We start from the raw sequence: 20,954 nt of genomic DNA on the forward strand, positions 1-20,954 counted from the left end.
GACATGGAACTGTTCAACAATCTCGCACTCGGCTTCGCCACCGCGAGCACGCTTTACAATCTGGGCTTCTGCCTCATCGGCGTGTTGCTCGGCACGCTGATCGGCGTGCTGCCCGGCATCGGAGCGACCGCGACCATCGCCATGCTGCTGCCGATCACCTTCCAGATTGGCGACCCGGTGTCCTCGCTCATCATGCTCGCTGGCATCTACTACGGTGCCCAGTATGGCGGCTCCACGACGGCCATTCTCATCAATATGCCGGGTGAGTCCTCATCTGCCGTGACCGCCATTGACGGCTACCAGATGGCACGCAAGGGCCGCGCGGGCGTGGCGCTCGCTGTGGCTGCCATAGGCTCGTTCTTCGCGGGCACCGTCTCGACATTTCTGGTCGCGATCTTCGCGCCTCCGCTGACTTCCATTGCCCTGCAATTCGGCGCGGCGGAATATTTCTCGCTGATGATCGTCGGCCTCGTCTCCTCCATCGCGCTTGCCAGCGGCTCCATCGTCAAGGCGCTCGCCATGGTGGCGCTCGGCCTGCTGCTCGGGCTCGTTGGAACCGATGTGATCTCCGGCACGCCCCGCTTCACGCTCGGCATCCGGGAATATGCGGACGGCCTCAATTTCGTCGCGCTGGCCGTTGGCGTGTTCGGCATCGCGGAAATCCTGCGCAATCTTGAAAACGAGCGGTCGCGCGAAGTGCTCATCAGCAAGGTCACTGGCCTGATGCCGTCCGGCGACGATTTCAGGCGCATGGCGGCCCCGATTCTTCGCGGCACCGCAATCGGCTCGGCTCTGGGCATCCTGCCGGGAGGCGGCGCGATCCTCGCCTCTTTTGCTTCATACACAGTCGAAAAGCGCGTTTCCCGTGAGCCTCAGGAATTTGGACACGGCGCAATCGCAGGCGTTGCCGGGCCTGAATCGGCCAACAATGCCGGGGCGCAGACATCCTTCATTCCCATGCTCACACTGGGGATTCCGGCAAATCCTGTGATGGCGCTGATGATCGGCGCGATGATTATCCAGGGCATAGTCCCCGGTCCCAATGTCGCGACCGAGCAGCCGGCTCTGTTCTGGGGCATCATCGCCTCGATGTGGATCGGCAATCTGATGCTGATCGTGCTGAACCTGCCGCTCATCGGCCTCTGGGTCAAACTGCTTACCGTTCCATACTACGTGCTGTTCCCGATCATCATGGCGTTCTGCTCGATCGGCGTGTACAGCGTGAATTCAAACATCTACGACCTCTTCGCCGTCGCGTTTTTCGGACTGCTCGGCTACGTCCTCCAGAAAATGCGCTGTGAACCCGCCCCGTTGCTTTTGGGCTTCGTTCTCGGCCCGCTGTTGGAAGAAAACCTGCGCCGCGCAATGATCCTTTCGCGCGGGGATCCGTCCACTTTCGTAACGCGGCCGATCAGCGCCATCCTGCTGGCGATTGCGGTTGTGGTGCTGGTGGTGGTGCTGCTGCCAAGCGTGCGGAAGAAGCGCGACGAGGTCTTTGTGGACGAAGACTGATCTGGCTTGCGCCTGCTTGCCAACGACGCTGACAGCAGGCGAATTTCTGTATAGGAACAGCTGCGAAGCTTCGTCGCTTCGGCCGCTTGCCGGAACTGGTAGACGGAAGAGACTTAAAATCTCTCGGGCTTTGCCCGTGTGGGTTCGATTCCCACAGCGGCCACCAACTCGGCCTGGTGGAAGATAGACGGCAAACGTGCAATGCAAAACTGCATAGAACTTATGCAATTTTTATTGTTGAACAAGAAAACGGCACGCCGTAGATTATGCCTACTGACGCTTCCTCCTCCCTTTAGCGTCATGTGAGATAAGCCCGCCGAACCTCCTCCCTCGGCGGGCTTTAACTTTTCCGGCAAACAGACAGCCGTTGGTTTCAACTCTTTCGAGTGATGACCATCCCCGCAAATTGCCTGAGACGCCCGAGTTCAAGAATGCAGAGAATGGCGAGATAGCTTGCCGCGCCCGCTGCGATCTCAACGAGTAGCCGCGCAACCGGCGCATCGCCGGGGAGCGCATTTCTGACGTAGAATACGACGAGCACCATGATGGCAGAGGCGACAGTCGGCCACAAAAACGACTTCGCGTAGGTCCCTGCCTTCATGTCCAGCAGCCGCAGCGTCTTGGCGACGGTCACCGGCCACAGGATCAGGGTCTTGGCGACCAGCGCTACGGTGACGGTCGTGATTCCGAATGGAAAGGTCACGAGCACGGTCAGCACGGTCAGCGCCTGCTGGACCACCTGATAGTAGAACCACCAGGCGGCATTGCCCTGACTGTTTATCAGCGCCGACTGGAGCAAACCAATGCTTGCGACCAGACCGAGAAGGCAGAAGGCTTGCAGGGTTGGCACGGCTTCGAGCCAGTGCGCCCCGAAAACGAGCGGGATTGCGTCGTTTGCGATGGCCGCAAGCCCGCAAAACAATGGAAAGGACACGGCGGAGGAAAGGAATGTCGCGAAAAGATAGGCCTGCCTGAGCTTTTCCGGCTCCGATTGCATCGACGACAGCACGGAAAAGGAAACAAGCCGCAGCCCGCCGCCGATCATGTCGCTCAACAGAAGATGAATGCGCTTGGCGAAGCTGAAAATGCCGAGCGCATAGGTGCCGGCCAGCGCACCGATCAGCAACTGGTCGAAATTGATCATCTGCACGATCCGCTGGCCGGTGGCGAACAGGCCATAGCCCTGCACGTCGCGGAGTGCGATGCGGTCGAAACTCAATCCGGGTCGCCATTTCACCGACAATATGGAGCCTGCCGCGATACTGACGGAGGTGGCAAGCTGGGAGACGGCAAGCGCCCAAAGCCCATATCCGGCAAACAGCAGCGCAAGGCAGACGCCGCCCGAGATCAGCGACGCCAAAGTGGTGCGCAGCGCCAGCCGCCCAAACGACATCTGCCGCACCAGCAAGGCGTTCGGCACGATGGCTGCCATATCGAACAGGATGCGCAGCGCAAGCAGCGCCGTCAGCCCGGTCAGCCGCTCATCGGCGAAAGCAGAGGCGATCAAAGGCGCTGCGAGGACAATCGCTACGGTCAATAGTGCGCCGCTGGCCACGCAGGCCCAGAACACGGCGTTCAGGTGCCGGTCGTCGATCGCCTTTCGCTGGATCAGCGCCTCGCCGAGGCCGCCCGGCCCGAGCGCCGAGCCGATCATCGTGATCGTGGCGGCGAAGGAAACAAGGCCGAAGTCGGTCGGCGAAAGATGCCGCGACGTGATCGCGAAAACCACCGCCGCAACAAGCGCAGGCACGAGAAAATTCACGGTCGACCAGAAGGATCCGGCGACGGCGGCGCGGGCGCGCCCGCTCTGCATGTGCTCAAGCGACGGTGCCGCCTTGTCCTGCGCGCCTTCGGCTGGCCGGTCAAGCAATGGGGTTCATTCCTGCCATAGCGCTCATTTCAACTTGCAGGCGACGGATTCGGGAAACTGGCAATCCGCACCAAGTTCCGTGTAGGCAACGCGATCAACGAGCATGTTCAACCTGCGGCCCGGAAAGCTGAAATCCCCCATCCAGTCCTTCATCGTATCCGATCCCCAGATGCTGAAGAATATCTTCTGGGGCTCCTTGGGAAGGATGTCGCTGGCAGCGGTTTTCACCAGTTGGCCATTGACGAACCAGCGTATCTGGTCGGGTTCCCAGACGATGGCATAGTCGTTGAACTCCTTGTCGGTGCCGCCGGGTACATCGATCTTGCCGCCATGGTGCGGCTTGCCGTCGACATAGGTATTCACTTCGATGCGGGACGTGTCCTTGGTGATCGCCTCGAAATCGATCTCGTCGTGCGGCTTGCCGTTCTGCGGGCCTATGAAGGTGAAAAAGGCGTTGTTGAGCCCCGCGCCGCTGTCGGTCTTGAGCCGGGCTTCAAAAGTGCCGTAGGAAAAGAGCTGCTTCGTCTGGACCTCGGCGCAGGAAAAGTTCCTCTCCTTGTATGGTCGCTCGTCAAACGAAAGAGTCAGTACGCCATCGGCGATCTTTATCATTTTCGATGACCATGTGCAGTTCTGGTAGTCGCCGTTCGACCAACCGTCGGAGACATACCAGCGGGATCGCTGGAAGTTCGAGAAATCATCGACGAAGGATTTTGCCGTTTCCTGCGCCGCGACGGGCACCTGCAATCCCGCGACGAGCGCGAAAGCAAGCGCCGCCGATACCCCGGCATTGCGCGCACTCAAGACCTGAGCCCGGCGGCCCCACCTTTTCTGAACTGACATCGATGGACCTCCACTCTTCGAACACATCGGCAGCGCAGGGCTGTGCTTCCGATCTCGATCTGCGTTAGCGCACGGCCGGCGGGTCATCCGTCTCGACGGATCGGGTCACCTTCACCACGTCTCCCGGCAGGACGGGCGTGCTCTCCGACGCCTCGAACTCCTCGGCCTTGCCGTTGGCCTGCCGCAGCACGGTGTAAGTCACCTTGAATGTCGGCAGACCCATCGCGGCAAAGTCGCTCGCGGCACGTTGCGTTTCCGCGACGAGGCTTTTCTGCGTATCGAGTTTCAGCTTCGCCTTGCTGAGCGCCGCCTCTACTTCCTGCCGTTCCGCTGCGAGGTCGGACGCGGCCTTGTTGGTGATCGCATTCGAATCAAGGGTGGCCTTGTTGATGTCCTGCCTGGCGCGCAATATTTCGGTCTGGTAGTCGAGCAGCTTGCTTTCCATGTCCGAGACTGAGCGTTCGGAGCCAAGCACGCGCGTGTTGACGACCAATCCCTTGTCGGCAAGCGAGCCCAGCCCTTCCAACTCCTTGCGGGCAAGGTCGATCTGGCGCTGTTGCGATTTTATCTTCTGCTCCAGCGAGTCGATTTCCTTTTCCAGAAGTCCCTTGAGGTCGTTCAGTGTGCTCAGTTGCAGGCTTACGCCACGCTGGCGCGATGTGAGGACCGCCTGTTCATCGGCCACGATTCCATCCACCAACGGGCCTGAGGCGACATTTGCGGGCAAGTCGAATTTTTCCTTGCCCTGACCTTCCGCGACGATCCGGGCAAGCCGGATCACAAGGCGCAGATGTTCATCGGCCAGCACGTCGAGATCGCCCTTGGCGTTGAGCATGTCGCGCTCCACCCGCTGGACATCGCCAACGCGGGGATCGCCTCCCGCAAGGCTGATTGCCTTCAGCACGGTGAGGTCCGGAACATAGGGATAGGCGCCCGGTGAATTGACCTGCCCGGCCACGTAGAACGGACGATAGGTCATAAGCTCCACGGAAACACCGGGCTTGTCGGAAAGCCCGAGTTTTTTCTGGAAAGCATCGGCGATCGCCTCGGAGATTTCCGATGTCGAGTGGCCCCGCGCCTCCACCTCGCCGATCAGCGGGACCGAAACCGTCCCGGCTGCACCGACTGTGTATTCGCCGGTCAGGTTGGACCAGTCGCGAAATTCGCCCTCGACGGTCATCCATTCGACAAACCGGATCATCAGCTTGTCCTGGGAATCGACCGATGTCGTCGGCTGGTCGGCGAAGGCGGGTGCCCAGGCGAGCAGTGCGCCTGCCATTGACAGGCCGGCGACAGCGCCGCGCAGGAAACGTGCTGGAACTAAGTGGGAGTTGCTATGCACCGGAGTGGTCCTTTGTCGGGTTCCGAAGTGTTCGCATTTTGCGGCGGTTGCTGCGTCGCCCGAGGGCGGCTGCCTCAATAGCTGCCGCGCGCCAGCCAGACCGCCGGGATCGTCTTGAAGATGATGATCACGTCCGAGGCCACGGACCAGTTCTCGACATAATGCCGGTCGAACTGGACGCGGGCGTCATAGGAGATGTTGTTCCTGCCGCTGACCTGCCAGAGGCCCGTCAGGCCAGGGCGCGTGCTCAGATAGTGCGCGGCGGCAGGGCCGTATTTCTCAAGCTCGTCAAGGACCACGGGTCGCGGCCCGACAATGCTCATGTCGCCACGCAGGATGTTGATGATCTGGGGCAGTTCGTCGAGGCTCAATTTTCGCAGCACGATACCGACCGGGGTGACGCGCGGATCGTCCTTGAGCTTGCGGTCGCGCCTCCACTCTTCATGCGCTGCCGGGTTCTCGCGCAGATAGTTCGCGAGCACCTCGTCACCGTTCGGAACCATGGTTCTGAACTTCAGGCAGTTGAAGACCCGCCCTCCCCGCCCGATGCGGCGGTGCGCATAAAAGGCCGGACCGCCGTCCGACAATTTCACGAGGGCGACGAGCAGGAGAAAGAGCGGAGCGATCAGGATCAACCCGAGCGCGGACCCCGCTATGTCCATGCCACGCTTCGTAAAGCCGCCAACCGCTGGCGATACCGGACGTTCGATTTTGGCCAGGCCTGCATCTAGCGACTTAGCTAAATCCTTCATTGAAAACTCCAGATGTTAGCAAGTGTCATAGCGTGCCTCCTTCTTTGGTGCATTGCAACATAATTTTTTTGCATAGCACCCATGTCAAAAGGTCGCCCCCGAGGCGTAGGGCAAAACACAACTCTGGCATTTTTTTGACGCTTAAGGATATATTTACCATCCGAATTGATTAATGTAGATATTTAGCAAAATTTATTCTGAATATTTTATTCGGATTTATCAATATTTCTCTGATATTAAGCGAGATTATAAATCGCGAAATATAATGCTATATCTTTATCTGTAGTAAGTAGAAAATTATATACTTCGTGCTTAGTGGTATTAAACCATGATGAATATATTGTCGGGTGCATCGCACACAGCCAATTGTCGCACGCTGGCGCTCCTTGCATTCCCCGCGAAATTTGCGATATGATGAACGATCGGGGCAGGTTTTGGTTGGCCGCAAGCGGTCAAAGTTCGGCTGACCAGCATTTTTCAGGGATTACTGCCATAGGGCAGTGAGCGTCAGCGGGCGATTATCGGGCAAATGACATTTCCCAAATTCCTCATCGGGATGCTTGCCGTCATCTGCATCGTAGCTGTCTGGTCATACCTTGATTCGGCATCGGTCGGCATCATCGCATTGCGAATCGTCGCATGTGCAGTGATTCTCCAGGTCGGATATTTCCTGATCGTATTGGCAATGGTGCGCGCCGCTCCCAAACCGACGGCGGAGCGAAACAACGGAGCCGGGTCGCAAGCGCCCGTGCCCAAGGACGCTGATTCGTTGACCACGCACAGGACCTCCGGCTGAGGGTCTGTTCTTCCGTTTTTTGAGGGCACGACCTTGGCGCGGGACTCACGTATAGTGGGGCACGACGAACAGGAAGCGGACCCCCCATGGCTCTCGCCTGGCCATTCAGAACGCGCAGTCCCGACCGCGACCGGCAAACGGACGCCGCAAGACTTGATCGGCTCATCAAGGCCATCGATGAGACGAGCGCATCGGTTGCCACCGAACTGCACGGGCTCGAAGCGCGGTATGAAGCGACTGCCGCAAATGCCGCGTTCCTGAATGAAGCGATCGAGGATGGCGAAGAACCTGAAAGCAAGGCCGCTTCGGTCGATGAAATGATTGAAACGATGGAACGCTATCGGCAACGAACGGGCTCGCTCGCGCGCCAGCTCGACGTTCTTGAAGATATGAAGCGGCTTGCGCAAACCCTGACCTGAACCGGCTATCGGGCATCGCTCACGCTGGGGTGACTTGCCAGACGCTGCCGTGCCTTGCGTTCGGCCACGAACCTGTCGAATTCACCCGTCGTTTTCCCGAGCATTCGAATGGCCCAGCCGCGCGCCGTCAGTTCTATCCGGTCGAGCAAGGGAAGATTGCGGCCATGCCGGTGCAGCGGGATTGCCTTTGCGATCGATCTTGCCCGTTCCTCAATGCTCGGCATGAACAACGGATTGGTGAGATAATTGCGCCGGGCAGTCGGCAGTGCGTCGCACCAGACAATTCGTTGCAGCTTCTGTATCGACTTCTTGAGGTTGAGTTCGCGTCTGATATAGCCGCTGCGCAGTTCGGCATTTCTGGTCGTCTGTTCGGCGTTTTCGGCCCAGACGGCGAGCGGCTCCATCGCCACATAGATCGGCTCGTTTATCGCGAAGGTGCGCAGATATTCCTGCAATGTCGCCGTGCAGGGATGGCCGATCTCCAGATCGCTGCTTGCCTCGCCGGACCAGAAGAGGCCGCCATTCGACACCCCTATCCCCATCATCAGCACAAGGCGAAAGCTTTCGGCATCGTATGGCCCCTCGCGGAAAAGGCCGTCGAGCACACCGACAGTCCCAACCCTGGCGTCCGGGGTTCCTGCGGCATGTTCGACCAACTGGTTGCGCAGGACCACCTGCGCGCCGGTCTTGCGGATGATCGCAATGTTTTCCTCCATGAAGGAGGGCAGCAGGTAATTGTCGTCCTCCGCCACGCAAAAATAGCCGGCCCCGTGCGGATTGTCGGCGGTGAAGCAATAGTCGATGTTCTTCGATGCAAATTTCTGCGGATCGTTGTGGACATATTCGATGCGCGGATCGTTGAGGTCACGGCAGACCGCTTCGGCCGAGCGTCCGGCATCGTCGTCGTAGACAGTGCAAATCCAGTTGTCCCAGGTCTGCGCCTGCAATTTCCGCAGGCAGCGCGCCAATGCGTCGGGTCGTCTGTAGGTCGGCGTGCGAACATGAACCAGCCCTTCGGTCATCTCACCTCTCCAACAACGGGTTTTGGCCCGGGCTCAGCGTTGCTGTCGCGGGCATGGCGGGAAACAGCGGGGGCGCGGCGATCCTGCGGACCTGATGTGCTTTCCACGCAAGCCGTTCCTCGATGCCGTACACAAGAGCGCACACCACGAGCACTGACGTGATGCTGAACTGGAAGAACACCGGCACCTCCAGATAGGTGGAAGCCACGATCATCGCGGTGAACGAGCAGAAGAAACCGGCGGCCGGCGACGGCCGGCGAAACGCCCAGAGCAGGCAATTGAGCAACGCCCCGTAGAGAATGGCCATCTGAATGAGCACGCCCACGAGGCCGATCTCCACCATGTTGGAGATATAAGTGTTGTGGAAGTTGAACCCGGCCCTTGCCTTGATGCCGAATGCCGCCCAGAGCACCTCGGCGGGGCCATAGCCCTGCACCCAGAATGCCTGATAGCCAACGCCGAACAACGGATTCTGGTGGATCATGTGCCACCCGAAAGCCCACAGTTCCGTTCGCCCGGTCAGCGTCGTGTCCTTCCCGAAATAGCTGAGCAGCCCGCCGAAAAGGGCGTCGGCGTTGGCCACCAGCAGCATGACGAGTGCAGCGCCGCCGAGAACGATCAGCGTGCCAAGGAACAGTTTCTGTGCCCGGCTGAAGCGCCCGCTGAAATGCACCAGAAGCGCAAGGGCAAGCGCGGGCATCAGCGTGGCGATAGCGCCCGTCGACTGGGCAAGCACAATCAGCGGACCGGACACCGCAAGGCCAACCAGTGCGGCAAGGCGCATCATTTTTGGTGCAAGCCGGTCGAGCAAGACCGCAAGCGCAGCTATCGAAAAGCCGGATATGACCGCCGCGAACGCGTTCTTGCTGTCGAATATGCCGATCCACGCGCCGATATCGTCGCGCACATGGCCGAACAGGATGCTGCCAACGATGCCGACGCCATAGATGCCGAAAAAGCACCGCGCCAGTACGGTTGGCGAAATACGGCGCGCGATGACAATCGCGATGGCGAACGTAATCGCGAGCTGGATCGAATAGCGGAGCGTATTCGCGGGGAACTGCGACCAAAGGGTCGAAAACAGGCAGAATGCCGGAAGTATCAGGATGTACCAGTATCGCAGGATGGCGCTCATGCTTTGGTGCGGTCGCAACGCAATGAGTGCGCCTCCGAACAGCAGGAAGCACAGCGCAGCATAGGACCGGAACAGCGGCGTGAGAACCAGAACGGCGAGCGCGCCGAATGCGAGCACCACGTTGAGATTGACCCGAATGCCCTTGCGTCGGGTAGCGAGTGGCATGTGCGCCGGGGCAACCATCACCGACCTTATCCGCTCGCGCCCGCAGGTGTAGGGATTTCAACCGCCTCATGGTCGAACGGGACGAAGCCAGCCGCATAGCGCCCTGCCCTGCCTTCGCTGACCAGCGTCACCTTTGAGGTCCGGCACAATTCCACGAGCCGGATCGCAGCGCGCAGCACAAGCGCCCGGCTCGGTTCCACCTGGTCGGCGGGCAAATAGGCGGGGACCGCCTCGACCTGGCCCTCGCCCGTCTCGCGAGGCCCTTCTGCGTCGGTCAGCACCACGGTGAGTGGCGACCGAACCGCCTGCACACTGCTCCGTGACCTGTCGGTCATCATGCGCCGTGCGGTCCGCTCACGCAGCGAGTTGAACAGCATTGACGACAGTGCCGGATCGCGCGCCAGCAATCCAGTCGCGTCGACGAAGCGCTTGTCCTTGATCGCCGCAACGAGTTTCTCGAAGCGCAGGCCGCGTTGAAGGGCTGCCATTCGCGCGGCGAGTTCCGCCTTCAGCGCGGGTTCGGCGGATGTCAGTTCCGATTCCAGCCGCAATTGACCCTCGATCTGCTCTTCGACCGCCTTCACGGAAAGCCGGTGCGAAGTCGAAGTGGAATGCCGGCGGTACAGATAGGTCGGCTCCGGCACGATCAGGAATTTCGCGCCCTTCAGCAGCAACCGAAGCATGAAATCATAGTCTTCACCGATCTTCAGGCGCTCGTCATAGCGCAGCCCACCCAGCCGCGCGGTGCGGATGAAGGGTTTCAAATATCCGAAATTGGGAAGCCCGCTTCCTTCGGTGTCGGCACGGACGGCGAGTTCCGCCGTAAGCTGGAACATGCGGTCGAACTGCTCGTCGCTGAACAGAAGCGTCGCGGGGGCGGTCCTGTCGTCCTGAAAGTGAAGCAGATTGTCCGCCACCGCATCGGCACTGTGGCTGGTCGCCACCGCCAGCATGCGCTCGAACCGTTCAGGGTGCAGGAGGTCGTCCGAATCGACGACCGCAACCCATTCGCCCCGCGCGGCATCGAGCGCCCTGTTGCGGGCGCGCGAGGGACCGCCATTGGTGCCGTCCGCCAGAAACCGGACGCGCGGGTCGTCGCGCGCCAGTTCCTCCAGCACCGTCAAACTGCCATCCGTCGAGCCGTCATCGGACACGATCACTTCGAGATTGCGGTGGGTTTGCGACAGGATCGATGCGATGGAGCGACGGAGGAACCTTTCGCCATTGTAGTTGGCGACAATCACCGAAATCAGGGGCGCGCCGGGCATCGTCACGAGACTTCCGCCATGCGCTGCTCGTCATCGCTCGTATAGTACTTGGAATAGGTGTGCATGACCTGTTCCACGCCGCCAAAGCGGCCGTAGCGGCCAAGCGCCTCGACCTTAACCTTGTTGAGGATCACACCCAGAAGCTTGCCAGCGATCTGCGGCTCGGTGGCCAGTTCATTTCGCACCACCGCGCGCGGTGTCGCCCCCCACTCGATGACCATGAGGAATGCGTCGGCCAGCGGCTCGAACGCCTTTGCATCGATCACCGGCCCGAGCGGAGGCAGGTCGACGATGATATAGTCGAACTCCTTGCGCGCCTGCTCGATCAGGGAGCGCATGCCGCGCGAAGCCAGAAGCTCGCTGGTATGCGAAAGCTGACGCTTGACGATGGCGGGAAGCATCATCAGCCCGGTCTGCCGGTCGTGTTTGAGAAGTGTGTGCCAGTCCCTTGATTTCACAACCGTTTCGACTACCCCGGCAGACGCCTTGAACGCTAGCTGGCGCGTGAGGCCGGGGTTCCTGAGATCGCAGTCGATCAGCAGAGTTTTGGCCTGAGATGTCGCAAGCAGTTGCGCGAAGTTGGACGCAACCGTGGATTTGCCTTCTCCCGGAAGCATGGAGATGACGCCGATGACTTTGCTCGGCGTGTCCTGCAAGACGACATCACCCGCCAGCTTGGCGTTGCGCAGCGTTTCCGCAAGCATCGAAGCAGGCGCGGTGACCGCCATGCGCATTCGCGCCCGGCGGCTGGCTGCCCTTTGCCTTGCCGCCTCGGCTTCCTCGGGAGGTTTTTGGCCCATTTTCGGCTTCTCGGGCTCCATGACCAGCGGCATGTAGCCAAGGAACTTGACGCCCAGCCTTTCGCGGACATCTTCACCGGTGCGGAAGAAGCGCTCGTTGAATTCGTTGAGCGCGCCGAGACCGCAGCCGATCATGCTGCCAAGCACAAGAGCGATGCCGAGCACGATGGACGAGCGCGGGCCGCTCGCGGCGCGCGGGACCACCGCTTCTGAAATCAGGCGAACCTTTCCGATGGGAAATGTCTGCTTCTGCTGCGTGTCCTCGTATCGTTCGAGGAAGGTCGTGTAGAGCGTGCGCAGGGCGGACGCCTGCTGCTCAAGCTCGCGCAACTCCACCTGCGCCTTCCCGGCTTCGGCATTGGAGCCACGGGCATCGTCAATCGCTTTGCGGAGAACATCCTCGCGCGATTTGGCTACCTCGAAGTCATTTCGGTAGCTGTCGGTCATCCGCTGCACTTCTGCGAAGATCGACCGCGTCAGTTCCGCCTGCTCGCGCCGCAAGGCGACGGCCTGTTCATGCTCCGGACCGAAATTGCTGGATATCTCCTGCTCGCGCCGCGATACGTTGAGATAACGCGTCTTGAGGACCGATATGTCGGACGTAGGAAGCTGCCCCGACGTGATCGCGGGATTGGCGACGGCCTGGTTGGATCCGCTGTCGACGATCTCCCTGAACTGGTTGTAGATCGCTTCCGCCTTCGCCGTGTCCGCCTGCGCCTCGATCAATTGGGTGGTCAGGTCTGCGACCTTCTTTTCGGCCAGAAGCTGCCCCTGCGATGCCGCCAGCCCGTGCTTTGCGCGATAGTCCTCGACTTCCCGCGCCGCGTTCACAGAATTGACGCGCAGATTCTCAATCCGGTCGCGCATCCAGATCGTGGCTCGCTCGGATGCGTCGAAGCTGGCGTTCAACTCATGCGACAGGTAGGCGTCGGCATAGGCGTTCGCTATCGCGGCTGCGAGTTGGGGGTCGGTTGCCTCAAAGCCGATGGACACGGCAAAGGTTTGCCCGACGCGCTGAGCAACCAGCTTCTTCTGCAATGTTTCGATGGCGTATTGGCGCTTGCCGCTTGCCTCATCCTCCCCGGACGACGGGGCGTCTGCGCCTCTCAAAGCGCCAACCACATTGCGGGCGAATCCGATGATGCGCCCCGCCAGCGAACTCGGCGGGTTCATGAAGCGCTCGTCTTCCGTCAGGTTCAGCTTGTCGACCACCGCTCCCGCCAGCCGCGCGGAATAGAGAATTTCCACCTGGCTGAGCACTGCGGAATCGGTTTGCAGCGTGAACGGAATCTCCGTCTGGTCATCGCCGATGCGGCTCAACCCTTCATCGATGAGAGCACGCGCCGATGCTGTGTAGGTCGGCGGCGTGGTCTTCAGATAGAGAAAACCGAGCATGAGGCCGATGGCAGCGCAGATCGCGACGATCTTGGCCTGCCGTTGCGCCATGCGCAGAAGTTGTTCGATGTCGATCAACTCGCTGTCGCGCGGTTCCTCGGCGGGCCGCGCTCTTTTCCCGTCATAGGGAAAGTTGGCATAGTTCATCGGAAGTCCAATCCTGTCATGCGCCCTGAATCTCGTCGCGTGAAATCAACCTGCGTGCTGGTCTGAACCGACCAATCCGTATTGTTTGAGTTCGCGGGCTCCCATCAGGCCGGCTATCGCCCCCACATGCAGTGTGCCGCGCAGGAAATATCCGTTGCGGCGGCTTTCATTTCCGACGTTGAGCAGCGCAAAGGCCGCGCAATACGCCGCCTTCGCAAACGCGGTGGCGACCAGCTTCGGCAGGGCGCGCGCGCTATGCCTCGCCCGCAGCAATTTGCCGTGCGTCTGGCCGGACCTGAAGCGCCGCCGCACCAGCCAGGAGACGCTGGCCCTTTCCTGCGGTACCGCTTCGTCAACCCAGGCTTCAGGCGCAAATGCGATGCGCCCGCCGCTGCGGTGAACACGGTCGAAAAACTCGGTGTCCTCGCCCCCGCTCTGGCCACGACCAAGGTCGAAGCGCTTTCCCTGCACGAAAGGCGATGTCATGCGCATCATGACGTTGCAGGTGTATCCGGTGCAGATCTTGCCATCGACCCATACGGGCCGGGTGGAATGAAAATCGCCCTTGCGCAGCCAGTCGGGCGCATCCGGCGCGTAGACAGCGCGCACGGGGCCGAGAACGACGTCGGCGTGACGGAACTCCATTGCATTGACCAGCGACACCAGCCAATCGCCGCTGGCGGTCTCATCGTCATCCAGAAAGGCAATAAACTGCGCCTGCGAGGCCTCGAGGCATGAGTTGCGGGCAAGCGAGATGTTGCGCGCCGGGGCGTGCAGGTAGCGGACAGGCAGCGCGATCTCGGCGGCGAGCTTTGCCGCCAAAGGTGCCGCACTCGGCGTCTCGTCATTGTCGGCGATGATGATGGTGACGTCCGCGCCCTCCGGCATGCTCGCCTCGGCAACCGAGCGAACGGCGGCGGCCAGTTCAGGCCGCCGGTAGGTGCAGATACAAACGTCTATCGTCAGGCGTTCGTCGCTCATGCCGTCTCCGCTCGGTATCGGTGGTTGGCAAATTCAAGCCAGAAGCCCGCAGACCATGCCAGGTGCATGATGGCCGCCGACACGCCGGCAAGCACGAGGCGCGGATTGCGCCGCCGCTGCGCCAGCGCCGACGCGTAGAGGAAGCAGGCACCAAGCCACAACAGCAGCGGCAGCGCGGCGAGCCAGTGCAGGAACCACAGCGAGCCCATGGCGGCCACCGGCATGATGAAAACCGGCAGCGCCTGCCTCACCTTCGGCAGCCTGCGATGCTTCATGAGGTTGCGGGCGCGCCCGCGCCCATAGGAAAGATATTGCTTGAACAGGCCGGAAAAGGAATTGCGCGGATAGTAGGTCATGTGGGTAGTGCCGCTCAGCCAGATGCGGAAGCCCGCAGCGCGCAGCCGGAAATCGAGTTCCGCATCCTCGTTGTGGCTGAAGGATTCGTCATAGCCGCCGACAGCCACGAAAGCGGAACGGCGCATCAGTGCATGATGGCCGTGGTCGACCCAGTGGCCTTCCGAGGCATGACGATGCTTGGAGCCGCCGGTTCCGAGGCGCGAATTCTGCGCGGCGGCGGCAGCCTCCGAAATCAGGTCGCGGCCTTCGGTCAGCATCGGCACGACGACCGAGTCCGCCCCGGTCTCGACCGCCTCTTGAAGCAGCCGGATGCAGTAATCCGCCGGATAGCGGCCATGCACGTCGATCCGCAGAACAAACTCGCAGGCATCGCCGAAAGCGCGGACCGCGCCGTTGACCGCGCAGCTTTGCAGGCGGCCTGGATTGTCCATGACGACGATTCGCGGATCGTTCGCCGCCGACTGCCGGGCAATGGCGACGGTCATGTCCGCACTGCCGCCATCGCTGACGACAATCCTGGCATCGAGGCCAGCGGTGTCCCTGCACAATTGATCCAACAGGCCGCCAATGTGGGCGGCCTCGTTGAGGCAGGGAATGACAATCAGAACGGAAGGCAACGGCTTTGTGGGGCGCAAAGCGCGGTCTCCTTGTCTTTGGCGTTTGTCTATGGCGTCGCGGCTACGACACTCACCTCACTTGATTCTGGCGATTGCAGCAGTCCGGCGAGCCTCGACACGAGGCGCCGGCAGTCTGCCGGTCCGTAAACGAATGACTTCGCCTGCCCGAGCACCGCGCCGCGCAGGTCGAGATAACTTTCAGAGTCGATGGGAAGCAAAGCGGACTTCACGGCGTCGACCGTGTCCGCGGCAAGCTCCACGCCCATGCCGCGCCTGCGGGCAAAGCGGGCGGTTTCGGTGCCGCTCATGACGATGGGCACCGCGCCGAAGCGGCTTCCCTCATAGATGCGGTTCGGAAGCAGCCATTGCGAATTCTGCCCCTGCTCGAAAAAGTCGATTGCCCATGAGAAATGGACGGAATTGTAGATCGCGCCGAGGTCTTCCGGATTCCGGTACGGCCCCTCGAACGTCATGTAAGGTTCGTTGGCGACGAACTCCTCGAAATTCGGCATTTCATTGAGCGCCGGACGCCCGCGCAGGACCGCGTGATAGCGTCCATGCTGGCTGCGCGTGAAAGCCGACAATATCTCCAGCGATTTTCGGCAGCGCAATGCGCCGAACCAGCCGATCCGCCAGGGCGGCGCGCATGCGGGAGAATCAAGCGCGTCATCGGGCTCGTTCAGTTCCAGATGACGATTCTCGACCAGTTGCAACGGCGCGGAAATCTGTCGAAAGGGCTGGAAATAGTTTGCAGAGAATGCGGGCGAGCTTGTGATGAGCAGGCTGACGCCTCGCCCGAACGATCGTTCGGCTGCGCGAAGCGCGATGCCGACCGGGTCCTTGCGCAGCACCAGCCTGTGGATGTCCAGGCACTCATAGACAACAGGCGTGGCCTTCCATCCGAAGGCCGACTTGGCGCGGCGCGCGAGCGCCAGCATTTCCAGATTGCGGGCGACGATGACATCCGGCTTTGAAATTCCGGCCAAGGCCGATCTGATCTTCACGCCCGCGCGGGCCACGGCCCCGATCCGCTGCATGAACTGTGCGTTTTCCGTGTGGCCCAGATCGATTGCCGGGGCGCCATCGATGTCGGCGGCCGGTTCTGCCCCGCGCCGAAATCCTGCAATCTTCACATTCGCTCCGCCTGCGCGGAACATCGCGACGCGGCGGCGCACGGCTGAATCCGACAAGTCGTGCACGAAGTACAGGACCTGTAGCTCGCCTGATACGACCGGGAGTGCGTCTCGCACTTGCGTCATACGATTGTGCATTGCAACATTGTTTGTGGGCCCTCTCAAAATGTCAAGTCCGATTGGCCAAAATGTGGCCCGTCGAGCTATGCAAAATTGCGCATTTTCCGCCGAAATTGCGCCGAAGGATGCCCAATCTATGCATATGCTCCGTTATGACACAGAAGTAAGGTCATTTGCGGGCACGGAGTCACGGCGTCGGGAACGCGAGAAACCACGACTGATGACTTGGTTTGCGGTCAGTAGAGGCCGCCGCCGCCGCCGTCGATCACCTGCTTGGCTGCCGGCGATAGCGCCCCGCCGGTCGGCTGGATGCCGGAATCCATGCCGATGACCCAATAGCTGTCGGCAGGCCCGGTGCCGGGCTTGAAGGCTTCGACAATCGTGTTCGCGCCGCCCTTCGATGCCTGCATGCCGGTCTTGCGGTCGATGGGAATGAGCTTCATGCCCGCCGGGACCTGAAAATCGACAACCGGCGCATCCTTGAGCGCGTCAGCGACAAACTCCTTGAAAATCGGCGCGGCAAGACCGCCGCCGGTCGTGCCCTTGCCGAGGGGCTGCGGCTGATCGAAGCCAATATAGAGGCCCGCGACGAGGTTCGGCGTGAAGCCGATGAACCACGCGTCTTTCTCGTCGTTTGTCGTGCCGGTCTTGCCGGCGATTGGACGATTCAGATCCCTCAATATCGTCGCGGTACCGCGCTGTACGACACCCTCCATCATGGAGGTGATCTGATACGCCGTCATGGGATCGAGCACCTGCTCGGCGTTGTCCACCAGATCCGGCTCCGGCTGGTTCTCCCAATCCTGCGCGGCGCAGCCTTCGCAGCCGCGCTCATCGTGGCGGAACACCGTCTTGCCGTAGCGGTCCTGGATGCGGTCGATCAGCGAGGGCTTTATCTGGCGTCCGCCGTTCGCCATCACCGAATAGGCCGAGACCATGCGCATGACCGTCGTTTCGCCGGAACCGAGCGACATGGCGATGTGCGGCGGCAGCTTGTCGTAAACACCGAAGCGCTCGGCATATTCCGAGACGATGTTCATGCCCATGTCGTTGGCCAGCCGCACGGTCATCAGGTTGCGGGAGCGCTCGATACCGCTGCGCAGCGTTGCGGGACCGGCGGACTTGCCGTCATAGTTCTTCGGCGTCCAGACCTGGTTGCCGATGGTGATGGTGATCGGGCCGTCCATGATGACGGATGCGGGCGTATAGCCATTGTCCAGCGCCGCCGCATAGACGATGGGCTTGAAGGACGAACCCGGCTGCCGCATCGCCTGCGTGGCGCGGTTGAATTCCGATTGCGTGTAGGAGAAGCCGCCGACCATGGCCAGCACGCGGCCGGTATGCGGGTCCATCGCTACCATGCCGCCGGACACGCCCGGAGGCTGCCGCAACAGGTAGCCGTCGCCGTCCTCCTTCTTTTCGACATAGATCACGTCGCCTGCGTTCAGCACTTCGGCGGGAGAATTGGCCTTTACGCGCTCGCCGTTGACGACGTGGCGCAGCGCCCAGCGCATATCCTCGACCGCTATGAAGCCACGGTCGCGTTCGGCGGAAATCTCGCCCGAGCTTTCGCGGTCCGGCTGCAAGCCGACCGACACGCCTTCCTTGGAGCTTTCGAGCACCACGGCGAGCCGCCATTCCGGCACGTCATCGAGCCCCTTCACATCACCCAGCGCCTTGCCCCAGTCGTCCGAAATATCGATCTGCGTCTTGGGGCCGCGATAGCCGCGCAGCGTGTCGTAGCGGATGAGACCGCGCTGCATCGCCTTGCGCGCGATCACCTGCATGCGCGGATCGAGCGTGGTGCGCACCGAAAGCCCGCCTTCATAGAGCGCGTCCTGTCCGTAGCGTGCGATGATCTCGCGGCGCACTTCCTCGGTGAAATATTCCCCGGCAAACAGGTAGTTGCCGCGGCGGCGCAGCTTGACCCCGAGCGGCTCGGCCTTGGCGCGCGCGCCTTCCTCATGCGTCGCGTAGCCGTTCTCCACCATCTGGTCGATGACCCAGTTGCGGCGCTCGATCGCGCGATCGGTGTAGCGGAAGGGATGATAGTTGGACGGACCCTTGGGCAGCGCCGCCAGATAGGCGGCTTCCGAGAGCGTCAGTTCGTTGACGGACTTGTCGAAATAGGTGAGCGCGGCACCCGCCACGCCATAGGCGCCGAGACCGAAGAATATCTCGTTCACATAGAGTTCGAGGATGCGGTCCTTGGAATAGGCCTGCTCGATGCGGAAGGAGAGCAACATCTCCTTGATCTTGCGCTCGTAGGTCTGGTCCGAGGTCAGCAGGAAGTTCTTCGCAACCTGCTGCGTGATGGTCGACGCACCCACCGGGCGGCGTCCAGACCCGGCGTTGCGGAAATTGGTCACGACAGCGCGGAATAGCCCCGAAATATCGACGCCCGGATGTTTGTAGAAATTCTTGTCCTCAGCCGACAGGAACGCGGCCTTCACGCGGTCGGGAACGGCCTGGATCGGCAGGTACAGTCGGCGCTCGCGCGCAAACTCGCCCATGAGCGCGCCATCGGAAGCGTGAATGCGCGTGGTGACGGGCGGCTCGTAGCTCGCAAGCACCTCATAGTCCGGCAAATCCTTTGCCAGATGTCCCACGAACATAGCCACGCCGGCAGCCGCAAGCAGGCCCAGCATGATGGCTATGCCAAAAAAATATCCGAGAAGCCGAATCATTCCCGCTCCACATCGAACCGAGGGTTCGAATCCGCACTTCGCCGCAAGCTGCTGTCACGAAACAAACCCGTCACCTCCTGCGATGGGGATGTGTGCAAAATACGGCGAAGCAATCGTAAACCACACAGGAGGACCAGAAAAGCCCACCTTGTTGTCGTGCAACAACTTGTGTTGGCGTGCGTTTAGCGCTGCGCCTGCGCCTCGGCAACCCCCTTGCGCGCGGCGAATTTCTCGACCGCCGCGCTGATGCTGTCCACGGCCTTCGCGCGCCATTGCGGATCACGCAGGCTCGTCTCGTCCTCGATATTGGAAAGATAGCCGAGTTCGATCAATACCGAAGGCACATCCGGCGCGCGCAGGACCCTGAACCGCGCATGGCGATGCGGATTGTTGATGACGCCGACAGAGCGGGACAATTCGCCCACCAGATCCTTTGCGAGGCTGACCGAATAGTCCTGAGTCTCGCGCCGCACGAACTCGAAGAGAATGTCGGCAACCTCGTGCTTCTCGTCTTCCGTAGGAACGCCGGCAAGCCGGTCGGACAGGTTTTCACGGTCGGCCAGTGCTTCGGATTCGGCATCGGACGCCCGGTCGGAGCCCGTGTACACTGTCGCCCCGCGCAATCCCTTGTAGCGAATCGTGTCGGCGTGAATCGAGATGAACAGGTCCGCTGCATTCTGCTGGGCGATTTTCACGCGTTCGTCGAGGCGCAGGAACATGTCCGATTCGCGGGTCATCACGATCTTGTAGTTCGCCTGCCCCGCGAGTCGCTCCCTCAACTCCTTCGCAAAGGCCAGCGTGATGTCTTTTTCATTGGTGCCGCTGACGCCTTCCGCACCGCCGTCGAAGCCGCCATGGCCAGGATCGAGCACGATGACGAAGGGATGTCCGGCCGCACGTGCCTCATCTTTGCCGCCGGCGATCGCGCCCGTGTGGCTCAACTGGTCGGACATGGCGTCCCGAAATGCGGCATCGGTGGATTTCAGCAGCGTCACACCAAGGGAATAGCCGCCACGCGCGGCATCCGGCTCGACGTCCAGCCTTTCCACCGAAAACGGATGGGTGCTGGTCAGGATGATGCGCGAGCGGCCTTCCGCTGCCTTGCCATAACGCACGCCGTTGACCAGCCCGAAAGGCTTGAGCTGCCTGGGATCGAATGCAAAAGCCGTTTCCGGAAGCTCGATCACGAGCCTGTGTGGAGCCTGCAACAAAAACCAGCTCACCTCCGCGTCCTGGTCGAGTGCGATGCTTGCTTCCGTGCGATCAAGATTTCCGGAAAGCTCGAAAGCCGTTGCTTTCGCCGCGGGTTGAGCCGGCGAAGCAAACAGCACAAGGACAACGAGCACGGCCAGCAAACCGGAGAACCGCCCGAAAATGTTGCAGGACGAAGCTGGCATTCCCATATTTCCGTCGAAACTCCATGCAAGAGCCGGTCAATGCGCGCGGACGCATCGGCCGATTAACGACTGGTATGCAAAGAAGGTTAACCAAGCCTTTTCACTGCTCTTTTTGCAGTTTGCCCTCTCTGGCCCGCAGATATAATTCGGGGTTGCCAGACAGCGCGCTTCACCATACAAGCGAAGTTGATTGTGG

15 protein-coding genes, 1 tRNA gene and 2 pseudogenes are annotated in these 20,954 nt (G+C 61.1%); 4 read left to right on the forward strand and 14 right to left on the reverse strand.

The window, feature by feature from the left end; translation table 11 throughout:
* Positions 1 to 3: 3 nt before the first annotated feature.
* Positions 4 to 1,512: a tripartite tricarboxylate transporter permease gene (locus M9924_16260; GenBank protein MCO5065952.1), complete on the forward strand. Its 1,509-nt coding sequence runs from the start codon at positions 4 to 6 to the stop codon at positions 1,510 to 1,512.
* Positions 1,513 to 1,592: 80 nt separating this feature from the next.
* Positions 1,593 to 1,678: transfer RNA gene (locus tag M9924_16265), tRNA-Leu, on the forward strand.
* A 207-nt stretch (positions 1,679 to 1,885) separates the two neighbouring features.
* On the opposite strand, the gene M9924_16270 is transcribed toward M9924_16265, so the two are convergent.
* From M9924_16270 to M9924_16290, 5 genes and pseudogenes are all read right to left on the reverse strand, one after another.
* On the reverse strand, positions 1,886 to 3,382 hold the full coding sequence (locus M9924_16270; protein ID MCO5065953.1) for a lipopolysaccharide biosynthesis protein: 1,497 nt from the start codon (positions 3,380 to 3,382) through the stop codon (positions 1,886 to 1,888).
* Between the two features lie 24 nt (positions 3,383 to 3,406).
* Positions 3,407 to 4,225: a family 16 glycosylhydrolase gene (locus M9924_16275; GenBank protein MCO5065954.1), complete on the reverse strand. Its 819-nt coding sequence runs from the start codon at positions 4,223 to 4,225 to the stop codon at positions 3,407 to 3,409.
* A gap of 874 nt (positions 4,226 to 5,099) precedes the next feature.
* A pseudogene (locus M9924_16280) lies at positions 5,100 to 5,225 on the reverse strand (SLBB domain-containing protein).
* Positions 5,226 to 5,264: 39 nt separating this feature from the next.
* A pseudogene (locus tag M9924_16285) lies at positions 5,265 to 5,405 on the reverse strand (polysaccharide biosynthesis/export family protein).
* A gap of 236 nt (positions 5,406 to 5,641) precedes the next feature.
* Positions 5,642 to 6,319 (reverse strand): sugar transferase, encoded by a 678-nt coding sequence (locus M9924_16290; GenBank protein ID MCO5065955.1) that lies wholly within the window; start codon positions 6,317 to 6,319, stop codon positions 5,642 to 5,644.
* A gap of 529 nt (positions 6,320 to 6,848) precedes the next feature.
* Between M9924_16290 and M9924_16295 the strand changes: the two genes are divergently transcribed.
* Positions 6,849 to 7,115, forward strand: coding sequence for an exopolysaccharide production repressor exox (locus tag M9924_16295; protein MCO5065956.1), 267 nt, complete (start codon positions 6,849 to 6,851; stop codon positions 7,113 to 7,115).
* 86 nt (positions 7,116 to 7,201) lie between these two features.
* Positions 7,202 to 7,534, forward strand: a complete 333-nt coding sequence (locus M9924_16300) for a hypothetical protein (GenBank protein ID MCO5065957.1) — start codon at positions 7,202 to 7,204, stop codon at positions 7,532 to 7,534.
* 5 nt (positions 7,535 to 7,539) lie between these two features.
* Here M9924_16300 and M9924_16305 read toward each other — a convergent pair whose 3' ends face one another.
* The 9 genes from M9924_16305 to M9924_16345 form a co-directional block, all read right to left on the reverse strand.
* Positions 7,540 to 8,556 carry a glycosyltransferase gene (locus M9924_16305; GenBank protein MCO5065958.1) on the reverse strand — a complete coding sequence of 339 codons (1,017 nt, stop codon included), beginning with the start codon at positions 8,554 to 8,556 and terminating at the stop codon, positions 7,540 to 7,542.
* Between the two features lies 1 nt (position 8,557).
* Entirely contained in the window at positions 8,558 to 9,856 is a 1,299-nt protein-coding gene (locus M9924_16310; GenBank protein MCO5065959.1) for an O-antigen ligase family protein, read from the reverse strand.
* Between the two features lie 26 nt (positions 9,857 to 9,882).
* Positions 9,883 to 11,124, reverse strand: a complete 1,242-nt coding sequence (locus tag M9924_16315; GenBank protein ID MCO5065960.1) for a glycosyltransferase family 2 protein — start codon at positions 11,122 to 11,124, stop codon at positions 9,883 to 9,885.
* Between the two features lie 2 nt (positions 11,125 to 11,126).
* Positions 11,127 to 13,466, reverse strand: coding sequence for a polysaccharide biosynthesis tyrosine autokinase (locus M9924_16320; protein MCO5065961.1), 2,340 nt, complete (start codon positions 13,464 to 13,466; stop codon positions 11,127 to 11,129).
* A gap of 45 nt (positions 13,467 to 13,511) precedes the next feature.
* Complete coding sequence (locus M9924_16325) at positions 13,512 to 14,447, reverse strand: glycosyltransferase (GenBank protein MCO5065962.1); 936 nt, start codon at positions 14,445 to 14,447, stop codon at positions 13,512 to 13,514.
* Positions 14,444 to 15,439 (reverse strand): glycosyltransferase family 2 protein, encoded by a 996-nt coding sequence (locus M9924_16330; protein ID MCO5065963.1) that lies wholly within the window; start codon positions 15,437 to 15,439, stop codon positions 14,444 to 14,446. Before M9924_16330 ends, M9924_16325 begins: the two co-directional genes overlap by 4 nt.
* A gap of 29 nt (positions 15,440 to 15,468) precedes the next feature.
* Entirely contained in the window at positions 15,469 to 16,680 is a 1,212-nt protein-coding gene (locus tag M9924_16335; protein MCO5065964.1) for a glycosyl transferase family 1, read from the reverse strand.
* Positions 16,681 to 16,910: 230 nt separating this feature from the next.
* The gene (locus M9924_16340; protein ID MCO5065965.1) at positions 16,911 to 19,361 is read right to left on the reverse strand and encodes a penicillin-binding protein 1A; all 2,451 of its coding nucleotides are present in this window, start codon (positions 19,359 to 19,361) and stop codon (positions 16,911 to 16,913) included.
* 182 nt (positions 19,362 to 19,543) lie between these two features.
* Entirely contained in the window at positions 19,544 to 20,758 is a 1,215-nt protein-coding gene (locus M9924_16345; protein ID MCO5065966.1) for an N-acetylmuramoyl-L-alanine amidase, read from the reverse strand.
* Positions 20,759 to 20,954 lie beyond the last annotated feature (196 nt).

The sequence above is a fragment of the Rhizobiaceae bacterium genome (assembly GCA_023953835.1).
GTDB lineage: Bacteria > Pseudomonadota > Alphaproteobacteria > Rhizobiales > Rhizobiaceae > Mesorhizobium_G.

Coding starts and splice junctions, on each gene's coding strand:
- M9924_16320 (MCO5065961.1), bottom strand. CDS start 13,466: ATGAACTATGCCAACTTTCCCTATGACGGGAAAAGAGCGCGGCCCGCC.
- M9924_16275 (MCO5065954.1), bottom strand. CDS start 4,225: ATGTCAGTTCAGAAAAGGTGGGGCCGCCGGGCTCAGGTCTTGAGTGCG.
- M9924_16325 (MCO5065962.1), bottom strand. CDS start 14,447: ATGAGCGACGAACGCCTGACGATAGACGTTTGTATCTGCACCTACCGG.
- M9924_16295 (MCO5065956.1), top strand. CDS start 6,849: ATGACATTTCCCAAATTCCTCATCGGGATGCTTGCCGTCATCTGCATC.
- M9924_16345 (MCO5065966.1), bottom strand. CDS start 20,758: ATGCCAGCTTCGTCCTGCAACATTTTCGGGCGGTTCTCCGGTTTGCTG.
- M9924_16290 (MCO5065955.1), bottom strand. CDS start 6,319: ATGAAGGATTTAGCTAAGTCGCTAGATGCAGGCCTGGCCAAAATCGAA.
- M9924_16340 (MCO5065965.1), bottom strand. CDS start 19,361: ATGATTCGGCTTCTCGGATATTTTTTTGGCATAGCCATCATGCTGGGC.
- M9924_16305 (MCO5065958.1), bottom strand. CDS start 8,556: ATGACCGAAGGGCTGGTTCATGTTCGCACGCCGACCTACAGACGACCC.
- M9924_16260 (MCO5065952.1), top strand. CDS start 4: ATGGAACTGTTCAACAATCTCGCACTCGGCTTCGCCACCGCGAGCACG.
- M9924_16310 (MCO5065959.1), bottom strand. CDS start 9,856: ATGCCACTCGCTACCCGACGCAAGGGCATTCGGGTCAATCTCAACGTG.
- M9924_16300 (MCO5065957.1), top strand. CDS start 7,202: ATGGCTCTCGCCTGGCCATTCAGAACGCGCAGTCCCGACCGCGACCGG.
- M9924_16335 (MCO5065964.1), bottom strand. CDS start 16,680: ATGACGCAAGTGCGAGACGCACTCCCGGTCGTATCAGGCGAGCTACAG.
- M9924_16315 (MCO5065960.1), bottom strand. CDS start 11,124: ATGCCCGGCGCGCCCCTGATTTCGGTGATTGTCGCCAACTACAATGGC.